This window comes from Pseudonocardia sp. CA-107938, assembly GCF_050936315.1.
Taxonomy (GTDB): domain Bacteria; phylum Actinomycetota; class Actinomycetes; order Mycobacteriales; family Pseudonocardiaceae; genus Pseudonocardia.
In genome coordinates this window covers 2,854,215-2,880,114 of record NZ_JBNJNA010000001.1, presented here as the reverse complement: position 1 = coordinate 2,880,114, position 25,900 = coordinate 2,854,215, and the positions used below count along the sequence as shown (strand labels likewise).

The 25,900-nt window shown below is 73.9% G+C and carries 28 protein-coding genes and 2 pseudogenes; 5 read left to right on the top strand and 25 right to left on the bottom strand.

The window, feature by feature from the left end; all coding sequences use genetic code 11:
- Nucleotides 1–19: 19 nt before the first annotated feature.
- The 19 genes and pseudogenes from ACQEVB_RS14530 to ACQEVB_RS14440 form a co-directional block, all read right to left on the bottom strand.
- Nucleotides 20–400, bottom strand: coding sequence for a hypothetical protein (locus ACQEVB_RS14530; RefSeq protein WP_432970471.1), 381 nt, complete (start codon nt 398–400; stop codon nt 20–22).
- The gene (locus ACQEVB_RS14525) at nt 397–762 is read right to left on the bottom strand and encodes a nuclear transport factor 2 family protein (protein ID WP_432970468.1); all 366 of its coding nucleotides are present in this window, start codon (nt 760–762) and stop codon (nt 397–399) included. Before ACQEVB_RS14525 ends, ACQEVB_RS14530 begins: the two co-directional genes overlap by 4 nt.
- Nucleotides 763–851: 89 nt before the next feature.
- The gene (locus tag ACQEVB_RS14520) at nt 852–1,499 is read right to left on the bottom strand and encodes a TetR family transcriptional regulator (RefSeq protein WP_432970465.1); all 648 of its coding nucleotides are present in this window, start codon (nt 1,497–1,499) and stop codon (nt 852–854) included.
- Between the two features lie 55 nt (nt 1,500–1,554).
- Entirely contained in the window at nt 1,555–2,871 is a 1,317-nt protein-coding gene (locus ACQEVB_RS14515; protein ID WP_432970462.1) for an FAD-dependent oxidoreductase, read from the bottom strand.
- A complete protein-coding gene (locus ACQEVB_RS14510) occupies nt 2,868–3,932 on the bottom strand; it encodes an acyl-CoA dehydrogenase family protein (RefSeq protein ID WP_432970459.1) in 1,065 nt (354 codons plus the stop codon). Before ACQEVB_RS14510 ends, ACQEVB_RS14515 begins: the two co-directional genes overlap by 4 nt.
- Nucleotides 3,929–5,236, bottom strand: a complete 1,308-nt coding sequence (locus ACQEVB_RS14505) for an acyl-CoA dehydrogenase family protein (RefSeq protein ID WP_432970456.1) — start codon at nt 5,234–5,236, stop codon at nt 3,929–3,931. Before ACQEVB_RS14505 ends, ACQEVB_RS14510 begins: the two co-directional genes overlap by 4 nt.
- Before the next feature lie 9 nt (nt 5,237–5,245).
- Nucleotides 5,246–6,391, bottom strand: coding sequence for a thiolase family protein (locus ACQEVB_RS14500; protein ID WP_432970453.1), 1,146 nt, complete (start codon nt 6,389–6,391; stop codon nt 5,246–5,248).
- A complete protein-coding gene (locus ACQEVB_RS14495) occupies nt 6,388–6,810 on the bottom strand; it encodes a Zn-ribbon domain-containing OB-fold protein (protein WP_432970451.1) in 423 nt (140 codons plus the stop codon). The genes ACQEVB_RS14500 and ACQEVB_RS14495 overlap by 4 nt, the downstream gene beginning before the upstream one ends.
- Nucleotides 6,807–7,601, bottom strand: a complete 795-nt coding sequence (locus tag ACQEVB_RS14490; protein ID WP_432970448.1) for an SDR family NAD(P)-dependent oxidoreductase — start codon at nt 7,599–7,601, stop codon at nt 6,807–6,809. The genes ACQEVB_RS14495 and ACQEVB_RS14490 overlap by 4 nt, the downstream gene beginning before the upstream one ends.
- The gene (locus tag ACQEVB_RS14485; protein WP_432970445.1) at nt 7,598–8,782 is read right to left on the bottom strand and encodes an acyl-CoA dehydrogenase family protein; all 1,185 of its coding nucleotides are present in this window, start codon (nt 8,780–8,782) and stop codon (nt 7,598–7,600) included. The genes ACQEVB_RS14490 and ACQEVB_RS14485 overlap by 4 nt, the downstream gene beginning before the upstream one ends.
- Nucleotides 8,779–9,528 (bottom strand): SDR family NAD(P)-dependent oxidoreductase, encoded by a 750-nt coding sequence (locus tag ACQEVB_RS14480; protein ID WP_432970442.1) that lies wholly within the window; start codon nt 9,526–9,528, stop codon nt 8,779–8,781. Before ACQEVB_RS14480 ends, ACQEVB_RS14485 begins: the two co-directional genes overlap by 4 nt.
- Nucleotides 9,525–10,517, bottom strand: a complete 993-nt coding sequence (locus ACQEVB_RS14475; RefSeq protein WP_432970439.1) for a phosphotransferase family protein — start codon at nt 10,515–10,517, stop codon at nt 9,525–9,527. The genes ACQEVB_RS14480 and ACQEVB_RS14475 overlap by 4 nt, the downstream gene beginning before the upstream one ends.
- Nucleotides 10,518–10,522: 5 nt before the next feature.
- On the bottom strand, nt 10,523–11,311 hold the full coding sequence (locus ACQEVB_RS14470; RefSeq protein ID WP_432970436.1) for an enoyl-CoA hydratase/isomerase family protein: 789 nt from the start codon (nt 11,309–11,311) through the stop codon (nt 10,523–10,525).
- 71 nt (nt 11,312–11,382) lie between these two features.
- Nucleotides 11,383–12,261, bottom strand: a complete 879-nt coding sequence (locus tag ACQEVB_RS14465) for an ATP-binding cassette domain-containing protein (protein WP_432980358.1) — start codon at nt 12,259–12,261, stop codon at nt 11,383–11,385.
- A gap of 102 nt (nt 12,262–12,363) precedes the next feature.
- Nucleotides 12,364–12,867: pseudogene (locus ACQEVB_RS14460) on the bottom strand (ATP-binding cassette domain-containing protein); the annotation flags it as partial.
- Nucleotides 12,868–12,966: 99 nt separating this feature from the next.
- A pseudogene (locus ACQEVB_RS14455) lies at nt 12,967–13,740 on the bottom strand (branched-chain amino acid ABC transporter permease); the annotation flags it as partial.
- A 116-nt stretch (nt 13,741–13,856) separates the two neighbouring features.
- Nucleotides 13,857–14,726, bottom strand: coding sequence for a branched-chain amino acid ABC transporter permease (locus ACQEVB_RS14450; RefSeq protein WP_432970433.1), 870 nt, complete (start codon nt 14,724–14,726; stop codon nt 13,857–13,859).
- Nucleotides 14,726–15,430, bottom strand: coding sequence for a nitroreductase family protein (locus tag ACQEVB_RS14445; protein WP_432970430.1), 705 nt, complete (start codon nt 15,428–15,430; stop codon nt 14,726–14,728). The genes ACQEVB_RS14450 and ACQEVB_RS14445 overlap by 1 nt, the downstream gene beginning before the upstream one ends.
- 4 nt (nt 15,431–15,434) lie before the next feature.
- A complete protein-coding gene (locus ACQEVB_RS14440) occupies nt 15,435–16,628 on the bottom strand; it encodes an ABC transporter substrate-binding protein (protein WP_432970427.1) in 1,194 nt (397 codons plus the stop codon).
- 93 nt (nt 16,629–16,721) lie between these two features.
- On the opposite strand from ACQEVB_RS14440, the gene ACQEVB_RS14435 reads away from it, so the two are divergent.
- Nucleotides 16,722–17,468 carry an SDR family NAD(P)-dependent oxidoreductase gene (locus ACQEVB_RS14435; protein ID WP_432970424.1) on the top strand — a complete coding sequence of 249 codons (747 nt, stop codon included), beginning with the start codon at nt 16,722–16,724 and terminating at the stop codon, nt 17,466–17,468.
- A 157-nt stretch (nt 17,469–17,625) separates the two neighbouring features.
- Here ACQEVB_RS14435 and ACQEVB_RS14430 read toward each other — a convergent pair whose 3' ends face one another.
- Nucleotides 17,626–18,654 carry an alcohol dehydrogenase catalytic domain-containing protein gene (locus ACQEVB_RS14430; protein WP_432970421.1) on the bottom strand — a complete coding sequence of 343 codons (1,029 nt, stop codon included), beginning with the start codon at nt 18,652–18,654 and terminating at the stop codon, nt 17,626–17,628.
- Nucleotides 18,655–18,720: 66 nt separating this feature from the next.
- Here ACQEVB_RS14430 and ACQEVB_RS14425 point away from each other — a divergent pair, with 66 nt between their 5' ends.
- A complete protein-coding gene (locus tag ACQEVB_RS14425) occupies nt 18,721–19,416 on the top strand; it encodes an alpha/beta fold hydrolase (protein ID WP_432970418.1) in 696 nt (231 codons plus the stop codon).
- A 272-nt stretch (nt 19,417–19,688) separates the two neighbouring features.
- Here ACQEVB_RS14425 and ACQEVB_RS14420 read toward each other — a convergent pair whose 3' ends face one another.
- Together ACQEVB_RS14420 and ACQEVB_RS14415 are read right to left on the bottom strand one after the other, a co-directional pair.
- Complete coding sequence (locus tag ACQEVB_RS14420; protein WP_432970415.1) at nt 19,689–20,015, bottom strand: hypothetical protein; 327 nt, start codon at nt 20,013–20,015, stop codon at nt 19,689–19,691.
- Nucleotides 20,016–20,030: 15 nt separating this feature from the next.
- Nucleotides 20,031–20,465, bottom strand: a complete 435-nt coding sequence (locus tag ACQEVB_RS14415) for an Hsp20/alpha crystallin family protein (protein WP_432970412.1) — start codon at nt 20,463–20,465, stop codon at nt 20,031–20,033.
- 193 nt (nt 20,466–20,658) lie between these two features.
- On the opposite strand from ACQEVB_RS14415, the gene ACQEVB_RS14410 reads away from it, so the two are divergent.
- Nucleotides 20,659–21,084 (top strand): hypothetical protein, encoded by a 426-nt coding sequence (locus ACQEVB_RS14410; RefSeq protein ID WP_432970409.1) that lies wholly within the window; start codon nt 20,659–20,661, stop codon nt 21,082–21,084.
- A gap of 80 nt (nt 21,085–21,164) precedes the next feature.
- A complete protein-coding gene (locus tag ACQEVB_RS14405; protein ID WP_432970406.1) occupies nt 21,165–22,133 on the top strand; it encodes a GlxA family transcriptional regulator in 969 nt (322 codons plus the stop codon).
- Between the two features lie 13 nt (nt 22,134–22,146).
- Here the strand turns inward: ACQEVB_RS14405 and ACQEVB_RS14400 are convergent, their stop codons facing one another.
- Together ACQEVB_RS14400 and ACQEVB_RS14395 are read right to left on the bottom strand one after the other, a co-directional pair.
- Nucleotides 22,147–23,043, bottom strand: a complete 897-nt coding sequence (locus ACQEVB_RS14400) for a dihydrodipicolinate synthase family protein (protein ID WP_432970403.1) — start codon at nt 23,041–23,043, stop codon at nt 22,147–22,149.
- On the bottom strand, nt 23,033–24,073 hold the full coding sequence (locus tag ACQEVB_RS14395; RefSeq protein ID WP_432970400.1) for an aminotransferase class V-fold PLP-dependent enzyme: 1,041 nt from the start codon (nt 24,071–24,073) through the stop codon (nt 23,033–23,035). The genes ACQEVB_RS14400 and ACQEVB_RS14395 overlap by 11 nt, the downstream gene beginning before the upstream one ends.
- A gap of 100 nt (nt 24,074–24,173) precedes the next feature.
- On the opposite strand from ACQEVB_RS14395, the gene ACQEVB_RS14390 reads away from it, so the two are divergent.
- Nucleotides 24,174–24,893: an MBL fold metallo-hydrolase gene (locus ACQEVB_RS14390; protein ID WP_432970397.1), complete on the top strand. Its 720-nt coding sequence runs from the start codon at nt 24,174–24,176 to the stop codon at nt 24,891–24,893.
- Between the two features lie 5 nt (nt 24,894–24,898).
- Here the strand turns inward: ACQEVB_RS14390 and ACQEVB_RS14385 are convergent, their stop codons facing one another.
- A complete protein-coding gene (locus ACQEVB_RS14385; RefSeq protein ID WP_432970394.1) occupies nt 24,899–25,864 on the bottom strand; it encodes a helix-turn-helix domain-containing protein in 966 nt (321 codons plus the stop codon).
- Nucleotides 25,865–25,900 lie beyond the last annotated feature (36 nt).

The window sequence follows — 25,900 nt, the reverse complement described above, 5'->3', positions numbered from 1 at the left end:
GATCCTCCTCCGAGGCTGGTCAGCGAAGCTCGACGTCGAGCGCGGGCGAGCGCCCGATCATCAGCGAGGCGACCTTGCCGCCGTCGTCGAGCCGGGCCGCGGCGACGAACGTGGACTCGAACGCGCCGGCCCGCCGGGCCTGGCCGAGCACCAGCTCGTCGGTGCCGGTCCGGGCCGAGGACAGGACGTGGTGGGTCAGGACGCCCTTCTCCCGCTGGGCGAGGTAGCCCTCCATCGCCTCCCGGCCGCCGGCGAAGTCGGTGGCCTTCCCGTCGCCGGTGGAGAACACGATGGAGAACCGGAACCCCGGCGCGATCATGTCCAGGATGTCCTCAGGGCGCTCCGAGTCCATGACGGCGAACCAGCGCGTGAGGACCGTGGCGATCGTGGCGGCGCTCACGCCGCACCGCCGGGCAGCGGGTACATGCCGAACGTCGGGTGGAAGAAGGACTGGTAGCGGGCCAGCCGCCGCTCCGGCGAGACCAGCCCGACGGAGACGAACGAGCCCGTGCCGTGACCGTCACCTTCGCTGATGTAGCCGTAGACCATCTCCAGGTCGCCGTCGTTGCCGCGCCGCACCAGGTGGTGCCGGCGACCCACGGCCGGTCGACCCGCGATGTACGCGCCGAGCTCGGCCCGTCCGGATCCCGCGACCTCCCGGCCCGGCAGGGCGATCAGGAACTCGATGTCGGGCTCCACCAGCTCGAGGCCGCTCAACGGCTCAGGGCCGTCGAGCCGGGCCAGGTACTCGTCGACGATCATCAGCCGTCCTCCTCGACGGGTTCGAAACTGAGCTGAGTTCAGTTCGATTCGGTTAGCTTAGGCACGTCGCTGTCGGGAGGCAAGGGTCCTCAGGCGGAGGGTGCGGCGTCCTCCCCGGCCACCATCCGCACGCAGCACCCCGTGATGAAGTCCGAGACCGCGTCCAGCCGGCGCTCGCCGCCCGGCCGGTACCAGCGCCACACGCCGACGATCATGCCGAGCAGGCTGCGCGCCATGAGCTGGGCGTCGCGCTGCGGGAACTCGCCGCGCGCCATCCCGTGCTCCAGCAGGTCCGCCCAGTTCTGCTCGATCCGCGCGACGAGCTCGCGGCACGCGCGCCGCTCCGCCTCCTCCCGCTGCGAGGCCCGCTCGTTGGCGAGCAGCGCGATGTTGGCCTGCAGGATCCGGTTCTGCTGGACCTCCTGCGGGGAGAGGGCGTAGGCCGCCCCGACCGCGGCACGCAGGGCGGCCACGGAGGTCGGCGCACCGTCCGTGGCCTCGTGGAACGCCCGGTCGGAGTTGCGCAGGCCGAGCCGCATGATCGTCAGCAGGCAGTGCGCCTTGGACTCGAAGTAGTGATAGAGCGCCGTCTGCCCGATCCCGACGCGGTCGGCCACCTCGGACCACTTGGTCGCCTCATACCCGACCTCGCCGAAGCACTCCACCGCCGATGCCAGGATCGCGGGCCGCTTGGACCTCGGCCCGTCGTCCGCCTCGGTCAGCGCCTCGATGCTCACGTCACCACTCCCCCGGTCGGCTGTCGCGACACCCTATCCGCCACCCGAACCGGATTCATGTCTGCGTCGCGACGACGTCGTCCGCGGCGGCGAGGGCGAGCACGGCGGCCGCGGCGAGGCCGCCCGCGTAGCCGCCGGCGTAGAGGCCACCGATGTCGGACCCCGCGGCGTAGAGCCGCGGGATCGGGGCATCGCCGGATCCGAGCACCCGGCCCCGGGTGTCGACGCGGATCCCGGTGAAGGGGAACGTGATGGCCGGGGCGACCTCGACGACGTAGTACGGCGGTTCGTCGAGCGGGCGCGGGTCGTACCGCCGGGTTGGCGACGGCCGCGCTCCCCGGGCCTGGCCGGTGAGCTCCGCGGCGATCCGGTCGCCGTCGTAGCCCCACTCGGGCGGGATGGCGCGGAAGTCGTCCGGGTCGTCCGCGACGACGCACCGGGCGCCCGCGCGCCGGGCCAGCGCGAACTTGTCGGTGGCCGGCCCGCCCTCCACGTACGACGTCGTGATCCACTCGCGGTGACCGCGGGCGTCCGTGACCAGCAGGCCGCGCGCCTCCGGCCGGTCGAGCAGCGCCATCGTCGTCAGGTGGTCGCCGACCGTCTCGTCGACGAACCGCGCGCCGGCCAGGTCGAAGAGCAGCGCGTGCTCGCTGTAGTAGAGCGCGAGGTCGACGAACCGGTCCGGGTCGAGCCGGACGCCCGCCGGGACGAGGTGGCCGTAGAAGCCGGCGCGCAGCGCGCTCACCACCGCGCCCACGCCCGTGGCCATGCGGAGGCCGGCACCGCTGCTCCACGGGTTGGAGCGCAGCGCGATGTCCCGGGCCCGCGGGTGGACCAGCCGCGCGCGCAGCTCGGGGTCGGCCTGGAACCCGCCCGTGGCCAGCAGGGTCGCGCCGGCCCGCACGGTGAGCGGCGTCCCGTCGGGGAGCACGATCTCGGCGCCCGTCACCGCCCCGCCGGGGCTGACGGTGAGCGTCGTGGTGTCGGCGCCGGTCAGGACCGTCCCGTTGTCGAGGACGATCCGCCGGCAGGCCTCGACGTAGCGCGCGGTGTCGAGCGCGTGGCCCTGCCCGTGCCGCAGGATCGGGACGGCGTCCCCGCAGGGCACACCGAGCTCGCGGACGAAGGCCACCGCGTCGGCGAAGCCCGCCACGACCGCGGCGGCGAGCTCCGGGTCGCCGTCCGGGTTCAGCTCGGCCATGGCCGCTGCGCTCGGTGCGGTCCAGAGGAACCCGGCGTACAGCGTCGAGCCGCCCAGCGCCGGCGCCCGCTCGACGACGGTGACGTGCAGTCCGCTGCGGGCGGCGCGGGCGGCGGCGGTGAGTCCCGCCATCCCGCCCCCGATCACGAGGAGGTCGGTCGCGCAGCTCATACGCCGAGGCCGGCGAGCAGCGCATCGCGGTGCGCGGCGCGATCGCCGAGGAGCACCGCGGAGGTCGCCGCCCGCCGGACGTGCAGGTGGGCGACGTGCTCCCAGGTGAACCCGATGCCGCCGTGCACCTGGACGGTCTCGGCGGCGACCCAGCGGTAGGCCTCCTCGCAGACGAGCGCGGCGCAGGCTACCGCGGTCGGCAGCCCGGCCGGGTCGTGCGCCGCTGTCGCGGCGGCCCACAGCGACGCCGACCGGGCCGCCTCGACGCGCACGGCCATGTCCGCGCACCGGTGCTTGACCGCCTGGAAGGTCCCGATCGGGCGGCCGAACTGCACGCGCTGCCCGGCGTAGGCCACGGACAGCTCGAGCGCGGCCGCTGCCCCGCCGGTCTGCTCGCAGGCGAGCGCCGCCCGCGCCCGGTTGAGCACGCGATCGAGCACCGCTCGCGCGTCACCGGCGAGCAGCCGCGCCGGGCAGCGGTCGAGGACCACGTCGGCGAGCTGGCGGCCCGGATCGAGCGCGCGGACCGGGGTGCGGACGAGCCCGTCGGCGTCCCCGTCGACGACGAACAGCGCGGGCTCCCCGTCCACCGCCGCGACCACGAACAGCACGTCCGCCGTCGCGCCCTCGACGACCAGCGACTTCGCGCCCGTCAGCCGCCAGCCGGACGCGGCCGGCTCCGCGCGGGTCACGGCCTGGTCCTGGTGGGCGAGCGTGGCCGTGGTCCGCCCCGACACCAGCTCGGCGAGCAGCCCGTCCTCGCCGTCGACGTGCAGCAGCACGCCGACGCCGAGCACCGCGGTGGAGAACCAGGGCAGCCGCGCGAGCGAGCGGCCCAGCTCCTCGGCGACCACGCCGACCTCGCGGAAGCTCGCGCCCGCGCCGCCGCGCTCCTCCGGGACGTCGAGGCCGACGACCCCGAGCTCGCCGGCGAACCGGGCCCACACCGCGGGGTCCCAGGCCTGGTCCGGCTCGGGCGAGGGCGCGGTGTGGTGCGCCAGGAAGTCCCGGACGACGGTGCGCAGCTCCTCGGCGTCCGCGTCCGGGGTGATGCGGGTCATCGGAGTTCTCCGTCGTCCGCGGCCGCGGCCAGCACCTCGGCGTAGCGCGCGCGGGCCGCGGCCCGGCGGGTCGGCAGGATGTAGGGCGGGAACAGCCCGTCGTCCGGCTCGGTGCCGCGCAGCAGCGCCTGCGCGAGGTTGACCTTGTGCACCTCGGTGGCGCCGTCCGCGAGCCCCATGTGGAACGACTCCAGCACCCACTTCCCGAACGGCAGCTCCTTCGAGATCCCGAGCGAGCCGTGGATCTGGATCGCGCGCCCGGCGACGTCCGCCAGCACCTTCGGCATGGCGGCCTTGACCGCGGAGATGTCCGCGCGGACCTTGCGGTAGTCGTTGTAGCGGTCGATCCGCCACGCCGTCCGCAGTACGAGCAGGCGGAACTGCTCGATCTGGATCCACGAGTCGGCGATCATCTCCTGCACGAGCTGCTGGTCGGCGAGCCGCGCACCCTTGGTGCTGCGCGACACCGCGCGCCGCTGCATCATCGCGAACGCCGACTGCACCAGCCCGACCGTGCGCATCGCGTGGTGGATCCGCCCGCCACCCAGCCGGGTCTGCGCCACCGCGAACGCCTCGCCCCGACCGCCCAGGATGTTCTCCGCGGGCACCCGGACGTCGGTGTAGCGCAGGTACTGGTGCGTGCCGACGGGCTCGTCGTGCCCCCACACGCTGACGTCGCGGACGCGGTCGATCCCGGGGGTGTCGGCCGGCACGACGAACATCGACATGCTCCGGTGCGGCGGCGCCTCCGGTTCGGTGACGGCCATGACGATCAGGAACTCGGCGAAGAGCGCATGGCTGGAGAACCACTTCTCGCCGTTGATCACCCACTCGTCACCGTCCAGGACGGCGGTGGTGCGGAAGCCGGTCGGGTCGGAGCCGCCGTGCGGCTCGGTCATCGAGAAGCACGACACGATCTCGCCGTCGACGAGCGGCTCCAGGTAGGTCTTCTTGAGGTGCTCGGTGCCGTAGTGGGCGAGGATCTCCGCGTTACCGGAGTCCGGGGCCTGGCAGCCGAACACGACCGGCCCGGAGTGCGTGTGCCCGAGCTTCTCGTTGAGCAGCGCCAGCCGCAGCTGCCCGTAGCCCGGCCCGCCGAGCTCCGGGCCGAGGTGGCACGCCCAGAGCCGCTTCTCCCGCACCCGCTGCTGCAGCGGCTTGATCAGCGCGTTGCGCACCGGGTCGCGCGGGTTCCAGGCGTGCTCGATCACCTGGTCGACGGGCTCGACCTCCTCGCGGACGAACTCCTCGACCCAGTCCAGCTCGGCCTGCACCGCGGGATCGTTCTCGAAGCCCCAAGACATCGCTCCCCCTCAGCGGGTCAGGACGGTGCAGGCGGAGATGCCCGGCGCCCCGTAGACGTGGGTGAACCCGACCCGCGGGTTCCCCGGGACCTGGTGCTCCCCCGCGTCGCCGCGGAGCTGGAGCACGTTCTCGTGGACCTGCCGCAGCCCCGACGCGCCGATCGGCTCGCCGTTGGCGATGCAGCCACCGTCGGTGTTGACGGGCAGCCGGCCCTCGATCGCCGTCGCCCCGGAGGCGATCAGCTCGCTCTGCTCGCCGTGCCCGCACAGGCCCGTCTCGGCCATGTGCATCAGCTCGGCACCGGCCTCGGTGTCCTGGATCTGCGCCACGTCGACGTCCGACGGCGCGATCCCCGCCGCGGCGAACGCGGCCGCGGCGGCGTCCACCGTGGGTGCGTCGGCCCGGTCGGTCGCGAGCCACGGCGAGAACACCTCGAACGACCCGTACCGGCGCGACCGGAAGGCCGCACCCTGCAGGAACACCGGGCGGTCTGTGAACTCCCGTGCCCGGTCCGCCCGGCACAGGACGAGCGCGACCGCGCCCTCCCCCGGCGAGCAGTACATGTACTGCGTCAACGGGTGCGAGATCATCGGGGCCGCCGCGATCTCGTCGGCGCGGAGCGGCGTGCGCCGCCACGCCATCGGGTTGCGGGCCCCGTTGCGGAAGGACTTCTCCGCGATGGTGGCCAGAACGTCCGGCTTCAGGTCGTGGTCGTGCAGGTAGCGCTGGATCTTCATGCCGAAGAACTGCGTGGTCACCATCAGACCGGTCGCGCCGTACCAGGCGCCGATGCCGTGCTCGGCCGGGTCCGTGTCGAACGCGCCGCGCGGGTGCTTGTCGAAGCCGATCACGATCCCGACGTCGTGCTGCCCGGACCGGATGGCCGCGTCGGCCGCGATCAGCGCCGATCCGCCGGTGGCGCAGCCGTTGGCCACGTTGATGAACGGCAGGCCGGTCAGCCCCAGCTCGGAGACCAGGGTGTCGGCGTCGCCCGCCGAGTGCGAGCCACCGAAGCCGAACTGCATGTCGGAGAACCGCAGGCCGGCGTCGGCCAGTGCCGCCCGGGCGGCGTGGACGGCCTGCGCCCGGCCCGAGACGCCCGGCGTGCGGCCGAAGCGGTGCATCCCGATCCCGACGATCGCGACCCCGGTCATGCTTCCACCCCCACGAACGCGAACGTGTGCACGGGCCAGCCGAACTCGTCGTCGCGGAACGGGGTGAGCACCAGCTCCACCGGCATCCCGATCTCCAGCCGCGCGGGATCGGTCTCGACCAGCCGCGCCTCCACGAGCAGCTGCCCCGGTAGCTCGACGTACCCGACGCCGTACGGCTCGTAGGCCGCTTCGCCGGTGTAGGGCGGCTTGGGCGTGAAGCCCTGCACGGTCCAGGTCCAGAGGGTCCCGGTGCGAGACAGCGGCACCTCCACCATGGACGTCCCGGGGCAGCGCGGGCAGCCGCTCTGCGCCGGGAACGTGTGCGCGCCGCAGTCGGCGCAGCGGCTGCCCCGCAGCGCCGGCCCGTCCGGCGTCTCGGTGAACAGCGCGTCGTCGACCGTGCGCCTGCCGTCGATCACGGTGCCGCCAGCCTTCCCCCGTCGACGGCGAGCAGGGCACCCGTCGTGTACGTGGCGTGCGGTCCGCACAGGTAGAGCGCGGCACCGACGATCTCGCCGGGCTCGCCCACCCGCCGGGACGGCCAGTCCCGCGCCATCCGCTCGACGACGGCGGGGTCCCAGGCCTTGCTGATGTCGGTCGCGAACGGGCCGGCGAGGATCGTGTTGACCCGCACCGACGGGCCGTACTCCTGCGCGAACCCCGCCGTCAGCGTGTTCAGCGCCGACTTCGCCGCCGTGTACGGCAGGTCACCCGCCGTCGGCCGCAGCGACCCCATCGACGAGATGTTGAGGACCACACCGCCGCCGCGAGCCGCCATCCGCCGGCCCGCGGCGGCCATCAGCCGGAACGGGCCCTTCACGTTGACCGCGAAGACCTTGTCGAACAGCTCCTCGCTCACCTCGGCGAGGCTCGGGTACGTCGGCGCGATACCGGCGTTGTTGACGAGCACGTCGAGCGGGCCGAGCGCGTCCTCCACCTCGTCGAGCAGGGGCTCGAGGCGGCCCCAGTCGCCGACGTGCGCGGCGTGCGCGGTGACCCGCTGCCCCGTCGCCGCGGCCAGCTCCTCGGCCAGCGCCTCGCACGCGTCCTTCTTCCGCGACGCGACGGCGACGTCCGCGCCCGCGGCCGCGAACGCGATGGCGATCTCCCGGCCCAGCCCGCGCGAGCCGCCGGTGACGAGGGCGGTCCGCCCCAGCAGTGGCCGGTCGGTCGCCCGTGCGGCCGCCACGGCCTCCTCCAAGCTGGTCATCGGGGGATGTCCTTCCATGCCACGCCGCGATCGGCGCGCGGTTCCGGCGGGAGCCCCAGCAGGCGTTCCGCGATGATCGTGCGCTGGACCTCGTCCGAGCCGCCCGCGATCCGGTAGCCCGGCGCTCCGAGGTAGTGCTCGGTCCAGCGGAAGCTCCCGTCCCCGGCGTCGGCCACGAGCCGCGGGCCCAGCACCACCGCGGCCGCCTCGGAAACCAGGCTCAGCCGCTGCGTCCAGGCCAGCTTGCGCAGCGACCCGATCGCGCCGGTCGCGCCCGCCTCCCGGTCACGCTGGGCGGAGATCTCGGCGACCTTCTCGGCCACCCACACGTCGGCCAGCACGCGGCGCACGTCGGGATCGCCGGTGCGGCCGAGCCGCCGGGCCTCGTCGACGAGCTGGGCGAAGCCGCCGCCGAGGTCGGCGTTCGCGCCGGAGTGCCCGCGCTCGAACCCGAGCGTCGCCAGCGTGACCGCCCACCCGCCGCCGACCTCGCCGAGCCGCAGGGTGTCCGGGATCCGCACGTCGTCGAGGAACACCTCGCAGAACGACGCGCCGCCCGACATCTGCCGCAGCGGCCGCACGTCCACGCCGGGGGTGTCCATCGGCAGCAGGAACGCGGTGAGTCCGCGGTGCTTGGCGACGTCCGGGTCGGTGCGGCAGATCAGCTCGCCCCAGCCCGCGAACTGGGCGCCCGAGCTCCACACCTTCTGCCCGTTGACCACCCAGGAGTCGCCGTCGCGCACGGCGCGCGTGCCCAGCCCGGCCAGGTCCGAACCGGCCGACGGCTCCGAGAACAGCTGGCAGGCCAGCTCGTCGCCGCGCAGCAGCGGTCGCACGAGGAGCTCGCGCTGCTCGGGCGTGCCGAACAGCTGCACCGTCGGCGCGACGAGCGCCGTCGACACCGACGTCAGCTCGTGCTGGCCCGGCGTGTCGAACTCCCGCTCGACCTCGGCGAACGCCTCCTCGTACCGTCCGGTCAGCTCGCCGTAGCCCGCGTCGTACTTGATCCGCAGCCAGTCCTGGATGCGCGCGATCAGCGCCCGTTCCTCGTCCGGGGGCAGGTCGTGGAAGACGGCCACGGATCGGCGGGCCGCGTCCCCGCGCGGCGGCAGGCGTGCGGCGAGCCAGGTCCGGGCGGTGTCGACGAACCCGGTGAGGTCGTCGGTGACGGTCGTGCTCATCGGGCCGTCCACCCTCCGTCGATCGCGAGCACCTGTCCCGTGCAGTAGGTCGACGCCGCGGACGCCAGGAAGAGCAGCGCCCCGTCCAGCTCGGCGGCATCACCGGCGCGGCGCAGCACGGTGTTGCGCTCGATCCAGCGCACCGACGCGTCGTCGGTGAACATCGCGTCGTTGATCTCGGTGCGGAACCAGCCGGGTGCCAGCGCGTTGACCCGCACCCCGGCCCGCCCCCAGTGGCCGGCGAGCTGCCGGGTCAGCCCGATCAGCCCGGCCTTGCTCGCCGCGTAGCTCGCCCCGCCCCGGGGCGCGGTGGAGACGAGCCCGACGATCGAGCTGACGTTCACGATCGACAGCGGCCCGCCCGCCGTGGCCGCGAGCTGGGCGAGGTGGAACGGCGCGACGAGGTTCGTCTGCAGCACGTCGACGAACTCGGCGGGCGTCTCGGCGTGCGGCTTCGCGACGCTGCCGGTGCCGGCGTTGTTGACGAGCACGTCCAGCGGGCCCGTCCGTTCCATGAGCGCCACCCGGTCCGCCTCCGACGAGACGTCGCACGGCACCGGTCGTAAGCCCGGAACCTCGGCCGCCAGCTGCTCCAGCCGCTCCTTGCGGCGGGCCGTCGCCCACACGGTGGCGCCCGCGGCGGCGAGCACCCGCGCGAACCGGTCGCCGAGCCCGGACGACGCCCCGGTGACGAGCGCCGTGCGCCCGGTCAGGTCGAACAGCTCGGCGGGGGTCGGGACGGTCATCGAGCGGCCTCCGCCAGCAGCCGGCGGCCGTCCGCGATGAGCGCGGCGATGGCGGGCGGGAGCTGCTCCTGGACGGGGTCGTGGCGCGCCCCGGTCCGGTGCCGGACGAGGTTGTGCCCCATGATCGCCGCCATCTTCATGCGGCCCAGGGCGTCGAACCACGCGATGTCGGCGGACGTGCCGCCGTCATCGCCGCGAGCTTCCTGGTAGGCGTGCAGCAGCTCCGCCCTGGTCGGGAGCCCGGCGACGACGCGGCCGGAGCCGGAGAAGAGCCGGCCGTCGGTGAACACGCCGAACCAGCCGAGGTCCACCCGCGGGTCCCCGACGCCCCAGATCTCCCAGTCGACGAGCGCGACCGGCTCGGCGCCGTCGAACAGCAGGTTCCCCAGGCGGAAGTCGCCGTGCACGATCACGGGCGGGACCGGTGCCGGGACGGCCGCGAGCAGTGCCTCGACGAGTGCCGCGCCGCCGGGGCGCAGCTCGTCCGGAACGGCGCTCATGGTCGCCGACCAGCGCTCGACCTCGGCCGCGGCATCGACGGCAGGCATCCCCGCCACCACACTCAGGGGTACGGCGTGCAGCGCACCGAGGACGCGCGCCGCGTCGAGCATGCGCGACCGCGCCAGCGCCGGCTCGACCTCCGGGTCCACCAGGAGGATCGGTTCCGCGGCCTCGCCACGGGCGAAGTCCATGGCGAACCACGCCGGCTGTTCGTCGTCCCGGGCGCGCACCCGCGGCACCGGGACCCCCGTGCCAGCCAGTGCCGCGAGGATCGTGGCCTGGTGCAGGACGTCGTTGCGGCCCACCGCGCGCCGCCCCTGCGGGACGGCCTTCACGACGCAGCGGTCCGTCGACTCGCCGATCACGTAGGTCAGCCCGGAGCGCCCGCCCTCCAGCACGGCCAACGTGGCCGTTGCCGGGAGACCCAGCGCGTCCCGGACCCGGCCGGCCAGCACCGGATCGGCGTCCACCGCGATCTGCGTCGGCATGAGGCTCAGCGACCCGTCCACTTGGGGTCGCGCTTCTCCAGGAACGCCGAGACGCCCTCGGCGGCGTCCTGCGAGTTGAGCGTGACGCCGACGGCCAGGTGTTCGAGCACCATCAGCGAGGCGATGTCCGCGTCCAGGCCGCGGTCGATCGCCATCTTCGTCAGTTTCATCTGGAACGGGCTCTTGTCGGTGAGGTGGCTGATGAACTCCGCGACGGTCGCGTCCAGCTCCTCGGCCGGGGCACTGGCGTTGACCAGCTCGAAGTCGGCGGCCTCCTTGCCCGACAGGAGCTTGCCGGTGAGCATCAGCTCCTTGGTCTTGCGGATGCCGAGCATCCGGGGCAGCCGGTAGATCGGGCCGGCCCCGCCGAACAGCGCGCGGCGGATGTGGAAGTCGCCGATCTGCGCGGAGTCCTCGGCGATCGCGAAGTCGCACGAGATCATCACCTCGAAGCCGCCCGCCGTCACGTAGCCCTCCAGGACGGCGACGGACGGCTTCGACATGTTGTAGAGCCGGTCGCAGACCTTGGCGGACACGATCGCGACGTCCATCGCGGTGCTCGTGCCGATGAAGTCCGCCTGCAGGCTGTCGAGGTCGAAGCCCGACGAGAACGTGTTGCCGCGGCCCCGCACGACGACGACGCGCAGCTCGGAGTCCGCCTCGATCTCGGTGATGATCTCGTCGAGCCGGTGCAGCATCGGCACGGTGATGCAGTTGCGCTTGTGCGGTCGGTTCAGCCAGACGCGCGCGACGTGCCCGTCCCGCTCGAACTGGATGTCGTCCTCGACTGCCATGGCGTCCTCCTAAACTGAACTGAATTCAAGTTGAATGGTGCGAGCCGGCGCCGCCGTTGTCAAGTGCAGGCTCAGGCCGTGCCCGCGCGGCTGGCCGGCTCCGCGGAGCCGAAGTAGGCGCGCTCGGCCACCGCGGCGAAGTCGGGCTCGTCCGCGGTTCCTGCGGCCCGGACCACGCCCTCGCGCAGCACGACGACCTCGTGCGCGACCGCGAGCGCCCGCGTGAGCAGCTGCTCCAGCACGACGACGGCCACCCCGTCCTGCGCCAGGTGGGCGATCCGCGCGTAGACCTCGTCCACCAGTGCGGGCGCGAGCCCGAGCGCGGGTTCGTCGACGACGACGAGTCCGGGGTCGGCGACGAGCGCCCGGGCCACCGCGAGCAGCTGCTGCTCGCCGCCGGACAGGGCCGCGGCCGGGATGGACAGCCGCGACCGCACCCGTTCAGGCAGCCACTGGACCGTCCGGTCGATGCGCGCTCGCAGATCGCGGCCCGTGACCCCGGCGGCGTACCCGGCGACCTCGAGGTTCTCCCGCACCGACAGCGTGCGGAACAGCGCCCTCCCCTCGGGGACCAGGCTGCTGCGCACCGGCGCTGGCAGGACCCGGGAGCCGGCGGTCGGCGTGAGGGAGCCGTGCAGGACCTGGCCGAGGGTGCTCTTCCCGGCGCCGTTCGCGCCGACGACGGCGAGGACCGTGCCGCCGCGCACCACGAGGTCGACGGCGTCGAGCGCGGTGACCCCGCCGTAGCGGTGCGTCACCCCGGACAGGCGCACCACCGGGCCCGCGGTGGACGGCGCAGCGGCCCGCGGCCGGTCCGTGGCGGTCACTCCGAGGTAGGAGCTGCGCACGCGCTCGTCGGCCATGATCTCGGCCGGGGTCCCGCCGCCGATCGGACGGCCGAAGTCGAAGGCGACGACGCGGTCGGCGACCGCGAACAGGTCCTCCAGCACGTGGTCGATGACGATCAGCGAGGTGCCCGCGGCGCGCAGCCGGCGGATCTGGGCGGCGAGCAGCGCGCGCTCGGCAGCGTCCAGGCCGCCGAACGGCTCGTCCAGGACCAGCAGGTCCGCCCGCTCGGCGACGGCGCGGGCGAGGTCGAGGCGCTTCTGCGGCCCGAACGGCAGCTGGTCCGGATGCCGCTCCCCCAGCCCGGCGAGACCGACCTGGGCCAGCAGACCCGCGACGGCCCGGCGGCGCGTCGGGCCGGCCCACCGGGTGGTGCACAGGAGGTTCTCGGCCACCGTCAGCTCGGCGAACACCTCCGCGTGCTGGAAGGTGCGCCCGATACCCAGCCGGCGACGGCGGGTGGCACGCGCCCGGAGCAGGTCGACGCCGGCGAAGGTGGCCGAGCCCGTCGTCCGGCCGCCGGACAGCAGCCCGCACAGCGCGTTGACCAGCGTGGTCTTGCCCGCCCCGTTGGGCCCGATGACGGCGACGACCTCCCCCGGCTGCACGGTCAGCGTCACGCCGTCGAGCGCCTGCAGCCCGCCGAACGCGACGCCCAGCTCCCGCACGTCCAGCTCGGCGGCGTGGCGCGGGGCCTCGACCGCCTCGGGCGGCGGTGCCGCCTCCTCCGCCCGTTCTCGGCGGGGCCGTCCGAGCAGCCCCGCGAGCGCCGGGACGATGCCGTTCGGCAGCGCGAGCAGGACGACGATCAGCAGGGCGCCCTGCAGGATCAGCTGGTCGATGCCGAGCAGGTCGGCGAGGGTCGGCGCGAAGGCCAGGAACACCCCGCCGAACACGCCGCCCGCGACGGCCCCGACCCCGCCCAGCACCGCGGCCGCGACGGTGTTGATGCCCAGCGTCAGCGAGAACGTCTCGGGGCTGACGAACCCGGTGATCAACCCGAGCAGCACGCCGGCCAGGCCCGTCACGGCACCGCTGACGCCGAACGCGAGCGCGCTCTGCGCCTCGGGGGCGATGCCGACCGACCGCGCCACGACGGGGTGCGACTTCGCCGCGACCATCCGCATCCGCAGGCTGGTGGCCCGGGCGAGCACCGCCACCGCGACCACGACTCCGGCGCTCAGCACCGCCGCCACGACGGCGCCCGACCCGCCACCGGCGAGCGCGCCCAGCCCCGTCAGGCTCGCCAGCTCGCCGACGGGCACGCCCTGGTCCCCGCCGGTCACGTCGACCCAGCGGTTGACGACCTCCAGCGCCACCAGGCTGAACGCGAGCGTCAGCAGCGCGATGTAGAGGACCGAGAAGCGCGCGCCCGCGAAGCCGAGGAAGGCGCCGCAGCCGCCGGCGAGCAGCATCGCCACCAGCACCGTCGGCTCCAGTGGCCAGCCGTGCGCCGAGCCGTAGGCCACGGTGTAGGCCCCGATCGCGAACAGCGCCGGGTGCCCGACCGACCAGATCCCCGCCCAGCCGGCCAGCAGCCCGACGCTCAGCACCAGGATCGTGTACGTCGCGGCCAGCGCCACCGAGTACGCCTGGAACGACGGCAGCGCGCCGCCCTCGATCGCCAGCACGAGCACGACCGCGACGACTGGCGCCACCAGCGCCCGCGCCGCCAACCGCCACGACAGCAGCACCGCCCTCACACCCTCTCGAAGCTGCGGGTGCCGAAGATCCCCTGCGGCCGCAGCAGCAGGATCAGCACGGTGAGCGCGAAGACGAACGTGTCGCGGAAGTTCGCCGAGACGTAGGACGCGGCCAGGTTCTCCAGCACCCCGATCGTCACGCCGCCGACGACCGCGCCGTGCATGCTCGTCAGGCCGCCCAGGAAGATCCCGGCGAACGCCCGGAACAGCGGTGCCGCGAGCACCGTCGGCCCGAGCCCGACCCGCGGCACGTAGAGCACCGCGGCGAGCGCGGCCAGCGCGAGGCCGAGCGCCCACGCGATCCGCGCCACCTTCTGCGCGGGGACGCCGATGATCTGCGCCGTCGTGGCCGACTCGGCAGCAGCCCGCATCGCCGAGCCGAGCGTTGTGCGGGTGAAGAGGTAGCCGACGGCCAGCATCGCGGCGGCGGACACCCCGATCATCACGAGGTCCTGGGTCGCGAGCGCCGCGGAGCCGATCGTCACGCTGCCCTCCACGAGGGGCGGGAACGCGTGCGGCTCGGTGCCCCACACGTCGCTGACGACGGCCTCCATGACCAGGGACACGCCCATCGTCATCACCAGCGCGGCGAAGAGCCGCCCCGAGCCCAACGGCCGGATCAGCACCTCGCGCACGATCAGCCCGACGACGACGGCGACGAGCACCGCGGCCAGTACGCCCGCGCCGACGCCGAGACCGCGCTGGACGACCATCAGCGCGACGTAGACCGCGAGCGTGGCCACGCTCGCCAGCGCGAAGTTCACGACGTCCGTCGCCCGGTAGATGATCACCAACCCCAGCCCGAGCAGGCCGTACACGGCGCCGCTGGCGATGCCGCTCACCACGACGAGGAACAGGTGGTCCATCAGTGCACGCCTCCTCGCGTGATCAGACCGGTCACCGCGGGCGGGCGCGGCCGGTCCGCGTCCCACCCGTTCCAGTGCACGACCTCGTCGACGGCCGGGCGGGAGGCCGCGCGGAAGCCCGTCCCGCGGGTGTGCGCGACCGGCGTCAGGCAGACCTGCTGCACGCTGTCGAAGGGGATGCCGAGCAGGTCGGCGACCTCCCGCTCCCGGGCCAGGTGCATGGTGGTCCAGCAGGTGCCGAGGCCACGGGCCCGCGCCGCCAGCATGAAGCTCCACACCGCCGGCAGCACCCCGCCCAGCAGGGAGGCGCTCGCGAACGCCGGCACTCCGTCGAGCCGGGCGCCGTCGAGGCAGGCGATGACGATCGTGTCGACCTCGTGCAGCGCCCGCTCCAGCGCGTCGGCGGACCGACTGGTCCGCTGCTGGACCTCCGCGGCCGCGGCGTCCGGCGTCGGCACCCGACCGATGTAGCCGGCCGAGTCCGCGTAGGAGTTCCGGTAGACGTCCGAGTACACGTCGGCCACGGCCGCCCGCAGTGCGGGGTCGCGGACCACCACGAACCGCGCCCTGGCCACGTTCGACCCGGCCGGGGCCTGCAGCGCGAGCTCCACGCACTCGCGGATCAGGCCGGCCGGGACCGCGCGCGTCGCGTCGAGCCGCCGGCGGACGGCCCGGGTGGTGGCGAGCACCTCGTCGACGTGCACGTGCTCAGCCGCGATCGGGCGCGCTGACGAAGCCGGCCTCGGGCAGCCACGTGCCGCCCTTCACCGTGACCCGCTGGACGTCGCGGGTGCCGACGTGCCGGTCGGCGGAGAAGGACATCGGCGGCGCGACACCGGTCACGACGTTCGACGCGGAGCGGTAGGCCTGTGCGATCGACTCCGACGTGACCGGGCCCTTGATGGTCTTGGCGACCTCGGCGAAGACCGCCGCGTTGGCGTAGCCGAGCAGCGTCGAGAAGTCCGCCGGCTGGCCGGGCGCGTACTTCGCCATGATCTCCCGGAAGCGCTGCATCTCCGGGCTCTGGTCCGACGGTGCCCGCACCAGCGACACCGCGTGGAACCCCTCGGCCGCGTCGCCGGCCAGCGTCGTGGTCGTGCTCGACGCCGTGGGCGAGTAGCCGTAGGTGGGCAGCGCGACGCCCTGCAGCCGAGCCGCCTTGAGGTACGCGGCGGCCTCCGGGGCCGGCACGATGAGCAGCACCGCGTCGCCGGCGAGCGCCTTGACCTGGCTGACGGCCGGCGCGAAGTCCGTCGTGCCCAGCTTGACCGGGACGGCCGTCGTCGTCGTGCTCCCGTCCGCCCGCTTCGCCGCCGGGCCGATCTGCGCCGCGATGTCGGCGAACGCCTTCGGGTCGTCGTGGACGACGACCAGCTTGCGCGCGCCGGACTGCACGGCCCACTGGGCCATGGCCGCGGCCTGGTCCTCGTACAGCGTCTGGGTGCCGAACAGCAGCGGCCGCGGCGGGTTGTACCAGGCAGCGATGCCGCCGTAGTGGTCCACGATCGGGACCTGGGACTGCTGGAGGACGAACGGGAAGGCCGCCTCCGACGGGGCGACGCCGTTCGCGTTGACGATCGCGACGACCTTGTCCTGGCCGATCAGGGCCCTGGCTGCCTGGACGGTCTGCTGCGGGTCGTAGGCGTTGTCCTTGACGACCCAGTTGACCGGGCGCCCGTTGATGCCGCCGTTGTCGTTGAGCCAGCTGAAGTAGGCCTTCGCCCCCTCCATCTGCGGCACGCCCGACGCGGCCTGCGCTCCCGTGAGCGGGATCCAGGCGCCGATCGTGATCGGCCCGGTGTCACCACCCCCGCCGGACTGCGGTGCCCCACCGCAGGCGGCGAGCACGAATGTGAGTGCTGCGGCCAGGATCGCCAGCACGCCGTGCGGTCGACGCTGCATCTCCACTCCCTTGTCGAGACGTTAACTGAGGTGAGTTCAGTTCAAGTTCGGCGTAGAGTAGACGCCCGCATCCATGACCACAAGGGAGGACCTGTGCGACGACTCGACGGGCGACGCGTGCTGCTGACCGGCGCGACGGGCGGCCTGGGCACGGCGATCGCGGAGCGGCTCGTGGCCGAGGGCGCCTCCCTCGCGCTCACCGACCTCGACCGGGATGCGTGCGTGGCGCTGGCCGGACGCATCGGCGGGGACACGCTCGCGCTCGCGTTGGACGTCGCCGACGAGACCGGTTGGGAGCAGGCAACGGGGGCCGTGATCGGGCGCTGGGGCGCGGTCCACGTGCTGGTCAACAACGCCGGGATCGGGAGCCTCGGGACGGTCGAGGACGAGACCCGTGAGCGCTGGGACCGCGTCGTGGACGTCGACCAGCTGGGGACCTGGCTCGGGATGCGGCACGTCGGCCCGGCGATCGAGCGCAGCGGCGGCGGCGCGATCGTCAACGTCTCGTCGATCCTCGGCGCCACCGGCGGCCTCGCGAACAGCTTCTCCTACGCCGCCGCCAAGGGCGCCGTCCGCTCGATGACGATGAACGCGGCCCTCCACTGGGCCACCCGCGGCGTGCGGGTCAACGCCGTCGTCCCCGCCTTCATCGGCACGCCGCAGCTGCTGGAGCGCTACGGCGACACCGAGCGCCACGCGGCGATGCTCGCGAACACCCCGATGCGCCGGCTCGGTCGCCCGGCCGAGGTCGCCGCGGCAGTCGCCTTTCTGGCCTGCGACGACGCGGCCTACACCACGGGGTCGGAGATCTTCGTGGACGGCGGCTGGTCCGCCCGCTAGTGTCCCGCGCCGGAAATTCGGGGCGTAAGTCGGTGGATCCAGGTCGTTCCTCGGAAGGCGCCGCCCGCAGCTCGGACCAGGGTCCTTGCAAGGGCGGCAACGCAGCGAGGGGCGATCTGGACCGCTGAATTGTGCGGTGAATTTCCGGCGCGGGACACTAGGGAGTCAGCACCGCCCGTCCGACGATGCCGCCGCCGCGCAGCTCGTCGAACGCGCGGTCCGCATCCCGGAGGTCGAACGCGCGCGTCCGGGCCCGGATCGCGCCCGACCGCGCGAGGTCGACGACCTCGGCGAGCTCGCCACGGGAGCCCCAGAACGGCAGCCGGATCGTGGCGCCGGCCGGCAGCGGGCCCGGCTTGGCGATCTCCAGCACGCCGCCCCCGCTGCCGACGACGACCAGGTCGCCCGCGGTGCGCAGCAGCGTCACGGCCAGGTCCAGGGTGGCGCGGACCGCGACGAAGTCCAGCACGACGTCCGCCCCGCGACCGTTCGCGATCCGCCCGACCGCGGCGCGGGCACCGGCCGGCTCGACCGCGAGGTCCGCACCGCTCCAGCGGGCCAGCTCGCGGGCGTCCTCGCGGGTGTCGACCGCGACGATCCGCGCCGCGCCGGCCGCGCGGAGGATCCCGATCGCGAGGTGCCCCAGCCCGCCCACCCCGACGACGACGGCCACCGACCCGGCGCCGGCGAGAGCGTCCCGGGAGCCGGCGACCGCGTGGTACGACGTCAGGCCCGCGTCGGTGAGCGTCGCGGCCTGGACGGGGTCGAGCCCGTCCGCGGCCACCAGCCGGTCCTGCGCGACGACCACGGCGTCGGCCATCCCCCCGTCGACGCCGAGCCCGACGCCGGCGGCGGGCAGGGTGCGGCGATCGTCGCAGTAGTTGGCGCTGCCCCGGTGACATCGCGCGCACTTCCCGCAGCCGATCGGCGCGTGCACCAGGACCTGCGATCCGAGCGCCACACCGGTCACGCCGGCACCCAGCGCCGCCACCCGCCCGCAGATCTCGTGGCCGAGGGTGAACGGCAGCGCCCAGGCAGCGCCCGCGCCGTGGTCGACGACGTTCAGGTCGGAGTGGCAGAGCCCGGCCGCGAGCACGTCGAGGCGGACCTCCCCCGGGCCGGGTTCCGGCAGGTCGACGTCGACAAACGCCGTGGCTCCGGGGCCCGTCATCCGATACGCGCGCACCGACGCACTCTAGCCAACCAACCTGAGTTCAGTTAGCTTTGCGCCTCCCACGAGCAGGGAGGCCCCATGTCCTTCGTCCTGATCCACGGCGCCGGCTACGGCGCTTCGTGCTGGAACGAGCTGCTGCCGCTGCTCGACGGGGAGAGCCTCGCCGTCGACCTGCCCGGCCGCGGCACGCGCGCCGACGTGGATCTGCGCAGCGTGACCCTGCAGACCTGCGCCGAAGCAGTGGTCGCCGACGTGCTGGCCGCCGACCTGCGCGACGTCGTGCTCGTCGGGCACTCGTTCGCCGGGGTGACCGTGCCGCGGGTGGTCGCGGCGATCCCCGACCGGATCCGGCACGTGGTGCTGCTCTCCGCCGTCGTGCCACCGGACGGTTCACGCGTGCTCGACCAGATCGATCCCGACGTTCGGACGCTCGTCGAGCAGTCGCTCGCCGGCGGCATCTACCACCAGAGCCGGGACGGTGCCCGCGCGATGCTGTGCAACGACATGGACGAGGCGACCGCCGGCTCGACGCTCGACCGCCTCGTCGACGACGCCGCCGCACTCCTGTCCGAGCGGGTCGACCTGCGCGGCTACGACCTGGACGTCCCCCGGACCTACATCCGCCTCACGGCCGACCAGTGCTACACACCGGACCTGCAGGAACGATCAGCGCTGCTGACGAAGGCGGCGGTCGAGTGGATGGACACCGGCCACATGGCGATGATCAGCGCCCCGGCGGCGCTGGCGAGCCTGCTGAACCGGATCCACGGGTAGGCGCGGCCCCGAGACATGGACAGGGCCCGCCGGGCCTACCTCTGGGCAGGCCGGCGGGCCGTGGGGTGGTCACCGGGCGACGTCCGGCCGGGGGCCGATCGGGTGCGCCGTGCAGGCGCCGGGTGCATCGACGCGGGGAGCGTCGCGAGAGCACCGGAAGCGATGACGTGCACGGCCCGCGGGGACGGACGCCGCCCGACTCCACGTCGGACAGGGTCGTGATCCGGTTCCTGTGATGCATCACCTCCGTTCTGAGGATGCCGACGTTCGGATCAGGTGCCGGGTGCCGGCCGGCCGCGAGGCGGGCTGCGCTGCCGGGGTCGGCTGCGCCGGGCGGCGATGCCGGCCCGACGCGGCGTCGCGCGCCGGTCGGTGCCGGTCGGCCGCCTCGGCAGCACCGCCGTGACCAGCCGGGCGGGCCGGTGCGGCGGGATGCGGCGCAGCCTGCCGACGGTGGTCGGGTGGCGGCGGAAGTTCGCGGCGACGATCGCCTCGAACTCCTCGCGCACCTGCGCGCCGTCGCAGGAGCTGTCACCGCACTCCACGCGCGGTACCACTGCGGTGCCGCCGGTCGCGACGCACGGGATGGTGGCGATCATGGTCGGGCTCCGGGCTCAGGCGTCGATCTCCGAGCGCTCGCTGCCGGCACTGACGGTGATCCTGCGGGGCTTGGCGCGCTCCGCGATCGGGATGTGCAGGGTGAGCACGCCACCCTCGTAGCTCGCGGCGATGCGCTCGGTGTCGAGGGTGTCGCCCAGGAACAGCTGGCGGGAGAACACACCCCGCGGCCGTTCCGCGACCTGCATCTCGACGTGCTCCTCCGCACCGACCAGGTGACGCTCGGCCTTCACGGTGAGCACGTTGCGCTCGACATCGAGCTCGATCCCGTCGGGATCGACGCCTGGCAGGTCGAACGCGACCACGAACTGATCACCGTCGCGGTAGGCGTCCATCGGCATCGCCGTGGGGCGGGACCGCGTCCCGGTCGCGCCGTACACCTGCTGGGTCAGGCGGTCCAGCTCCCGGAACGGGTCGGTGCGCATCAACATCGCTGCTCACTCCTTCCAGATCGACCACAGCGAGTGCCACATGTGATGCGTCTCGAAGCGTCGGAGGGGTGACCCCGACCACTCCGATAGCTGGGATGGTAACTACACATTTTCTGGTTCGCAACATCTCATGTTGAGTGAGTTTGCAATGTAGGATCGACGGCGGAAGATCCCGCGGGCAGGGGGTGGCGCCGTGAGCTTGACGAACGTGTGGGTGCAGACCTGGGCGGACGGCCTGATCCGCGCCGACCAGATCGTGGGCATCGACGCCCACCCCACCCCTGCGGTGGCGGGCAAGCCCTCGCGCTGGCTGGTCGATGCGGTGCTGGCCAGCCCGATCGGGTCGGGCACCGCGGACCGGTGGGACGTCACCGTCCTGCATCGCACACTGATCCAGATCGGGCGGGAGCCGCGCAACGCCCCGCTGGACCTCGCCCGCCTGCTGGCCCAGCTCGACCTGGTCTCCGCCGCCGGCGTGATCACCGTCAGCGCCGAGCCGGGCAGCGCCGAAGCAGGTGGGGCGCACGTCGAGCAGACGCATCAGGACCAGCTGCGGTTCCGCTTCGTCCCCTTCGCCCATCCCGAGCCCGGCCGCCACACCGATCCCGAGTACCTCTGAGCGCACTGACGCCGGGTGGGGCTGCGCTGCGGAGACGCGCCGACCATGGCACGAACGGCACGGTTCGTAGTATTCGAGACGTGCAGACGGTGGCGGTCCTCGCCTACGACCAGGCCCCGACGTTCGAGATCGCGATCCCCTACGCGGTCTTCGGAGCGGCGGCGCTCGCGCAGCACTGCCGCGTCGTCACGGTGGCAGGCGAACCCGGCCTCCTGCGCACCGAGCACGGGCTCACCCTCGCCGCCGAGCCGTCGATGCCCCCGCTGGGCACCGGCGACCTGATGGTGGTGGCCGGGTGGCGCGACGGCCACGAACACCCGCCGCACCAGCTCGTGGACCGCGTGCAAGAGGCCGCCGCGGCCGGCGCCACGATCGCGTCGCTGTGCACCGGGGCGTTCGTCCTCGCCGCCGCCGGACTGCTCGACGGGCGCACCGTCACCACGCACTGGGCATGGGCGGACCTGCTCGCCGAGCGGTACCCGCGACTGAGGATCGATCCGCACGTGCTCTACGTCGACGGCGGCGACGTCCTCACCTCCGCCGGCACCGCCGCTGGACTCGACCTGAGCCTGCACATCGTCCGGACCCGGCACGGCACCCGGCTGGCCAACGCCGTCGCCCGCCACCTGGTACTGCCGGCGCACCGCGAGGGCGGGCAGGCCCAATACCTGCCCAGCCCGGTCACAGCCCCCGGCGAACCCGGCCCCCTGCAGGAGACGATGGACTGGATGCGGACCCACCTCGACACCACGGTGTCGATCGCCGAACTGGCGCGCCGCAGCCACCTCAGCCCCCGGCAGTACGTCCGCCGCTTCCGCACCGCGACCGGCACCAGCCCCTACCAGTGGCTGCTCGACCAACGCCTCACCGCAGCCCGCGAGCTGCTCGAAGGCACCGACGCCACCGTCGAGGACATCGCGCGCCGCTGCGGCTTCGGCGACGCGACCGCGCTGCGCAGCCACTTCAGGCGACGACTCGCCACCACACCCACCCAGTACCGGCGCACCTTCGGATGGTCGGAACCGCTCACCACCTCCGATCGCCCGTGAGCCGTGCGCGGCCTCAGCTCGTCGCCAGCGCCTGCACCAGCGCGACCTCGTCGGCGTCGAGCGGCGTCAGCGGTGGCCGCACGGTGGCGTCGGCGATGACACCGCGCTGCACCAGCGCCGTCTTCACGACCCCGACGCTCGCCGCGCCGCCGCGGCGGGCCCGCAGCTCCTCGAACGGGCTCGCCGCCGCCCACGCCGCCTGCACGCCGGCCGCGTCGCCGGCCCGCAGCGCGTCGAGCAGGGCGGCCGGGGCCGCGTCGTCGACGGTGACGAGGCCGGACGTGAACCCGGTCGCGCCGGCCGCCCACGCGTCCGGGGTCGCGCGCTCGGCCAACCCGCACAGCCAGACGACCCGCTCACCCACAGCTGCGGTGAACGCGGCCAGCCCGTCCGGCAGCGCGTACTTGACGCCGACCAGGTTCGGGCTGCGCGCCGACAGCTCGGCGAGGTGCGCGGGTTCGATCGCCGGATCCCGCAGGTAGAGGACCACCGGGAGCGGCGCGATCGCGGCGGCGAGCTCCGCGTGGTAGATCACCCAGCCCGCCGGGGAGCGGAACGGGTTGAGCGGCTGGTGCACCATGACGGCGGCCGCTCCGGCCGCGCCCGCAGCGCGCGCCTCCTGGCGCGCCGAGCCGAGGTCGCCGCCGACGGAGGCGAGCACGGGGGTCCGCCCGGCCACGGCGTCGACGGTCGCGGCCAGCACGTCGAGCCGTTCGCGAGCGGTCAGCGCGAGGAACTCCGCGACGCTGCCGCCCACCGTGATGGTGCCCGCCCGCGACCCCGCGACGTGCTCGGCGAGTCGGCGCGTCGAAGCGAGGTCGATCTCGCGATGGGCGTCCATCGGCGTGACGGGCACAGCGCAGATCGACGCCAGCCGGGCGGCGAACTCGTGGTGGCGGTCATCGGCCATCGAGGGCCTCCAGTGCGCGGTCGACATCGGCGCTGCTGGTGGCAGGCCCGAAGGACAGGCGGGCGCCGTGCGGTCGGCGGGTGACGACGACACCGGCCCGGGCGAGCCGGTCGGCGACGGCGGCGCCACGCACCTCGACGATGGGCGTCGCAGCAGCGGGCAGGCCGCGCCCGCGGCAGAACCGGTCGGCGAGGCCCAGCACGTGGTGGCGGAGCGGGTCGACACCCAGGTCGGCGACGGTGGTCATGGCCGCGGTGGTGGCACCCCATGAGTTCCACACGGGGCTGGTGTCGAGTCGCCGGGCGTCCGGCGCGAGGGCGAGCGGACCTCCGAACTGCTGCGCCGCGCCCGGGCTCGCCCACCACCCCGCGTCGACGGGCACGAGCCACTCGACGTGCTCCGGCCGCAGCGCGAGGAACGCCGTGCCGCGGGGTGCGCCGAGCCACTTGAACGCCGGCGCCACCAGCAGGTCGAACCGCTGCTCCGCCAACGCCATCCAGCCGCAGGCCTGCGAGGCGTCGGCCAGCGTGAGCGCACCCCGCGCCGCTGCCGCCGCGCTGATGGCTGCATGGTCGACCGGCGTGCCGTCGGACGACCTGACCAGGCTGAACGCGACCACGTCACCGCGCTCGGCAGCCACGTCGGGGAGCCGGTCCCGCGGCACCGTCTCGACCTGCACGCCGCGGCCGGCCTGGACGAGGAAGGGGAACAGCAGCGAGGTGAACTCGCCCTCCTCCGCGAGCACCAGGCTGCCGTCCGGCACCGACGCTGCGACGAGCCCGACCAGCTGCGAGACCGACGTACCCGTCGCGACGTCGGCGGCAGCGACGCCGGTGAGCGCCGCGAAGGCGGCCCTGGCCTGGTCGGTCGGGGCGAGCCAGTCGGCGAGCGGTGCCGATCCGGCGCGCCACTGCTCGATCCAGGCAGCGGCCGCGTCGACGGCGGCGTCCGGCGGCAGGCCGTACGAGGCGGTGTTGAGGTAGCCGGCGCCGCGCCCGGCCCACGGCGGGAGCGGCTCCACGATCGTCATGGCGCCCATGCTGCGACGCGGCCGGCGCGCGTCCCAGTGGCCGTGATGACGTGGTTCGTATGATTAGGGACATGGTCCGCCGCCCGGTAGCGTCGCGGCCATGAGCGTCGTCGTGGCCGGCAGCGGGGACGCGTTCGGCTCCGGCGGGCGGTTCCAGACCTGCATCGCGCTCGGCACGCACACACTCGTCGACTGCGGCGCCACCAGCCTCGTGGCGCTGCGCAGCCAGGGTCTCGACCCGCTGGACGTGCGGACCGTGGTGATCAGCCACCTGCACGCCGACCACTTCGGCGGGCTGCCCTTCCTGATCCTCGACGGGCAGTTCCGGCGCCGCACCGCGGACCTGACGATCGTCGGCCCACCGGGCACCCGGGACCGCCTGGAGCGCCTGATGGAGACGTGCTTCCCCGGCTCGACGGCCGTGACCAGGCGGTTCACGGTGCGCGTCGTGGAGCACCGGGAGCGGGAGCCGCACCGCGACGAGCGGCTGACCGTCGTCCCCTACGAGGTCCGCCACGCCTCCGGGGCACCGGCGTACGCCGTGCGCGTCCGGGACGAGGAGACCGGCTTCGAGCTGGCCTACTCCGGCGACACCGAGTGGACCGACGCCCTGCTCGACGTCGCCGACGGCGCCGACCTGTTCCTCTGCGAGGGCTACGCGCCCCTGCCCATCCGCTGGCACCTCGACCTGGAGTCGCTCGAGCGCAACCGGGACCGGTTCGGCTGCCGGCGGCTGGTCCTCACCCACCTCTCCCCGACCGCGCTCGCCGCCGATCGCAGCGGCTGGGAGACGGCCCACGACGGGATGCGGCTGGGCTGACCGGCTCAGGCGTCCCCGACGAGTCGGTCGCCGAGCTCGGATCGGGCGTAGAGCACGTGCCGGCCGGTGCGGGCGGAGGTCAGGAGACCTGCTGCGCGCAGGGCTCGGAGGTGCTGGTTGACCGCCGTCGTGGTCACGCCCAACCGGACCGCGAGCTCGGTCGACGACGCCGGCTGGGCCAACAGGGCCATGAGCCCGGCCCGGGTGCGACCGAGCACCCCGATCACCGCCGCCGCGGCGGGCGGGGACTCGGTGGTCCACAGCAGCCCGGTGCCGCGCGCCGGGTAGACGACCATCGGCGGCAGGCCGGCGTCGATGGGCGCGGTCAGCACCCGGGTGAACAACGACGGGAGCAGCGTGAGCCCGTCGCGGGCGGTCGCGCGGCGGAAGCCCGGGAACGGGGGACGGTTCTCGATGGTGACGACGTTGCCGACCAACGCACAGCGGTCGGAGAGCCCGGCGAACATGTCGGCCATCCCGCCTGCGGCGATGCGGTGGGCGCGGAAGGCGATGTCGGCCTGCAGGATCGCCTGCATCCGGGGCCACCACGGCGCGAAGCAGCTGCGCCAGTACGCCGACACGGCCGCGACGATGCGGTCACGGACCTGCTCCGCCGGCCCGTTCAGCACGGGTGGCAGCTGCGGATGCACCGCGTGCAGCTGCGCCTGGACGACCTCCGGCTCGACCGCGGCGACGCGCCGCAGCTCGTCCTCGATGCGCGGCAGCGGGGTGGCCGGCCGGGGCGTCAGGAAGTCCGGCAGCCAGAAGTGGTCGTTGGACAGCGCCAGGAGCAGCTCGCCGTCGAGCTCGGCGCGCTGGGCGCTCGTGCGCTGCAGCCACGGCAGGTGCTGCGGGAAGCGGCCGGGGTCGCGCCAGGTGCGCACGGACAGCGCCAGCTCGTTGAGCGGTGAGACGGCGAACCGGACCTCCGTCATGTCCCGCTCGTCGAGCACGTACTCGGTCACGGCCACGATGAAGCGTAATGCTTCATCGATCGAGGCGAGGTG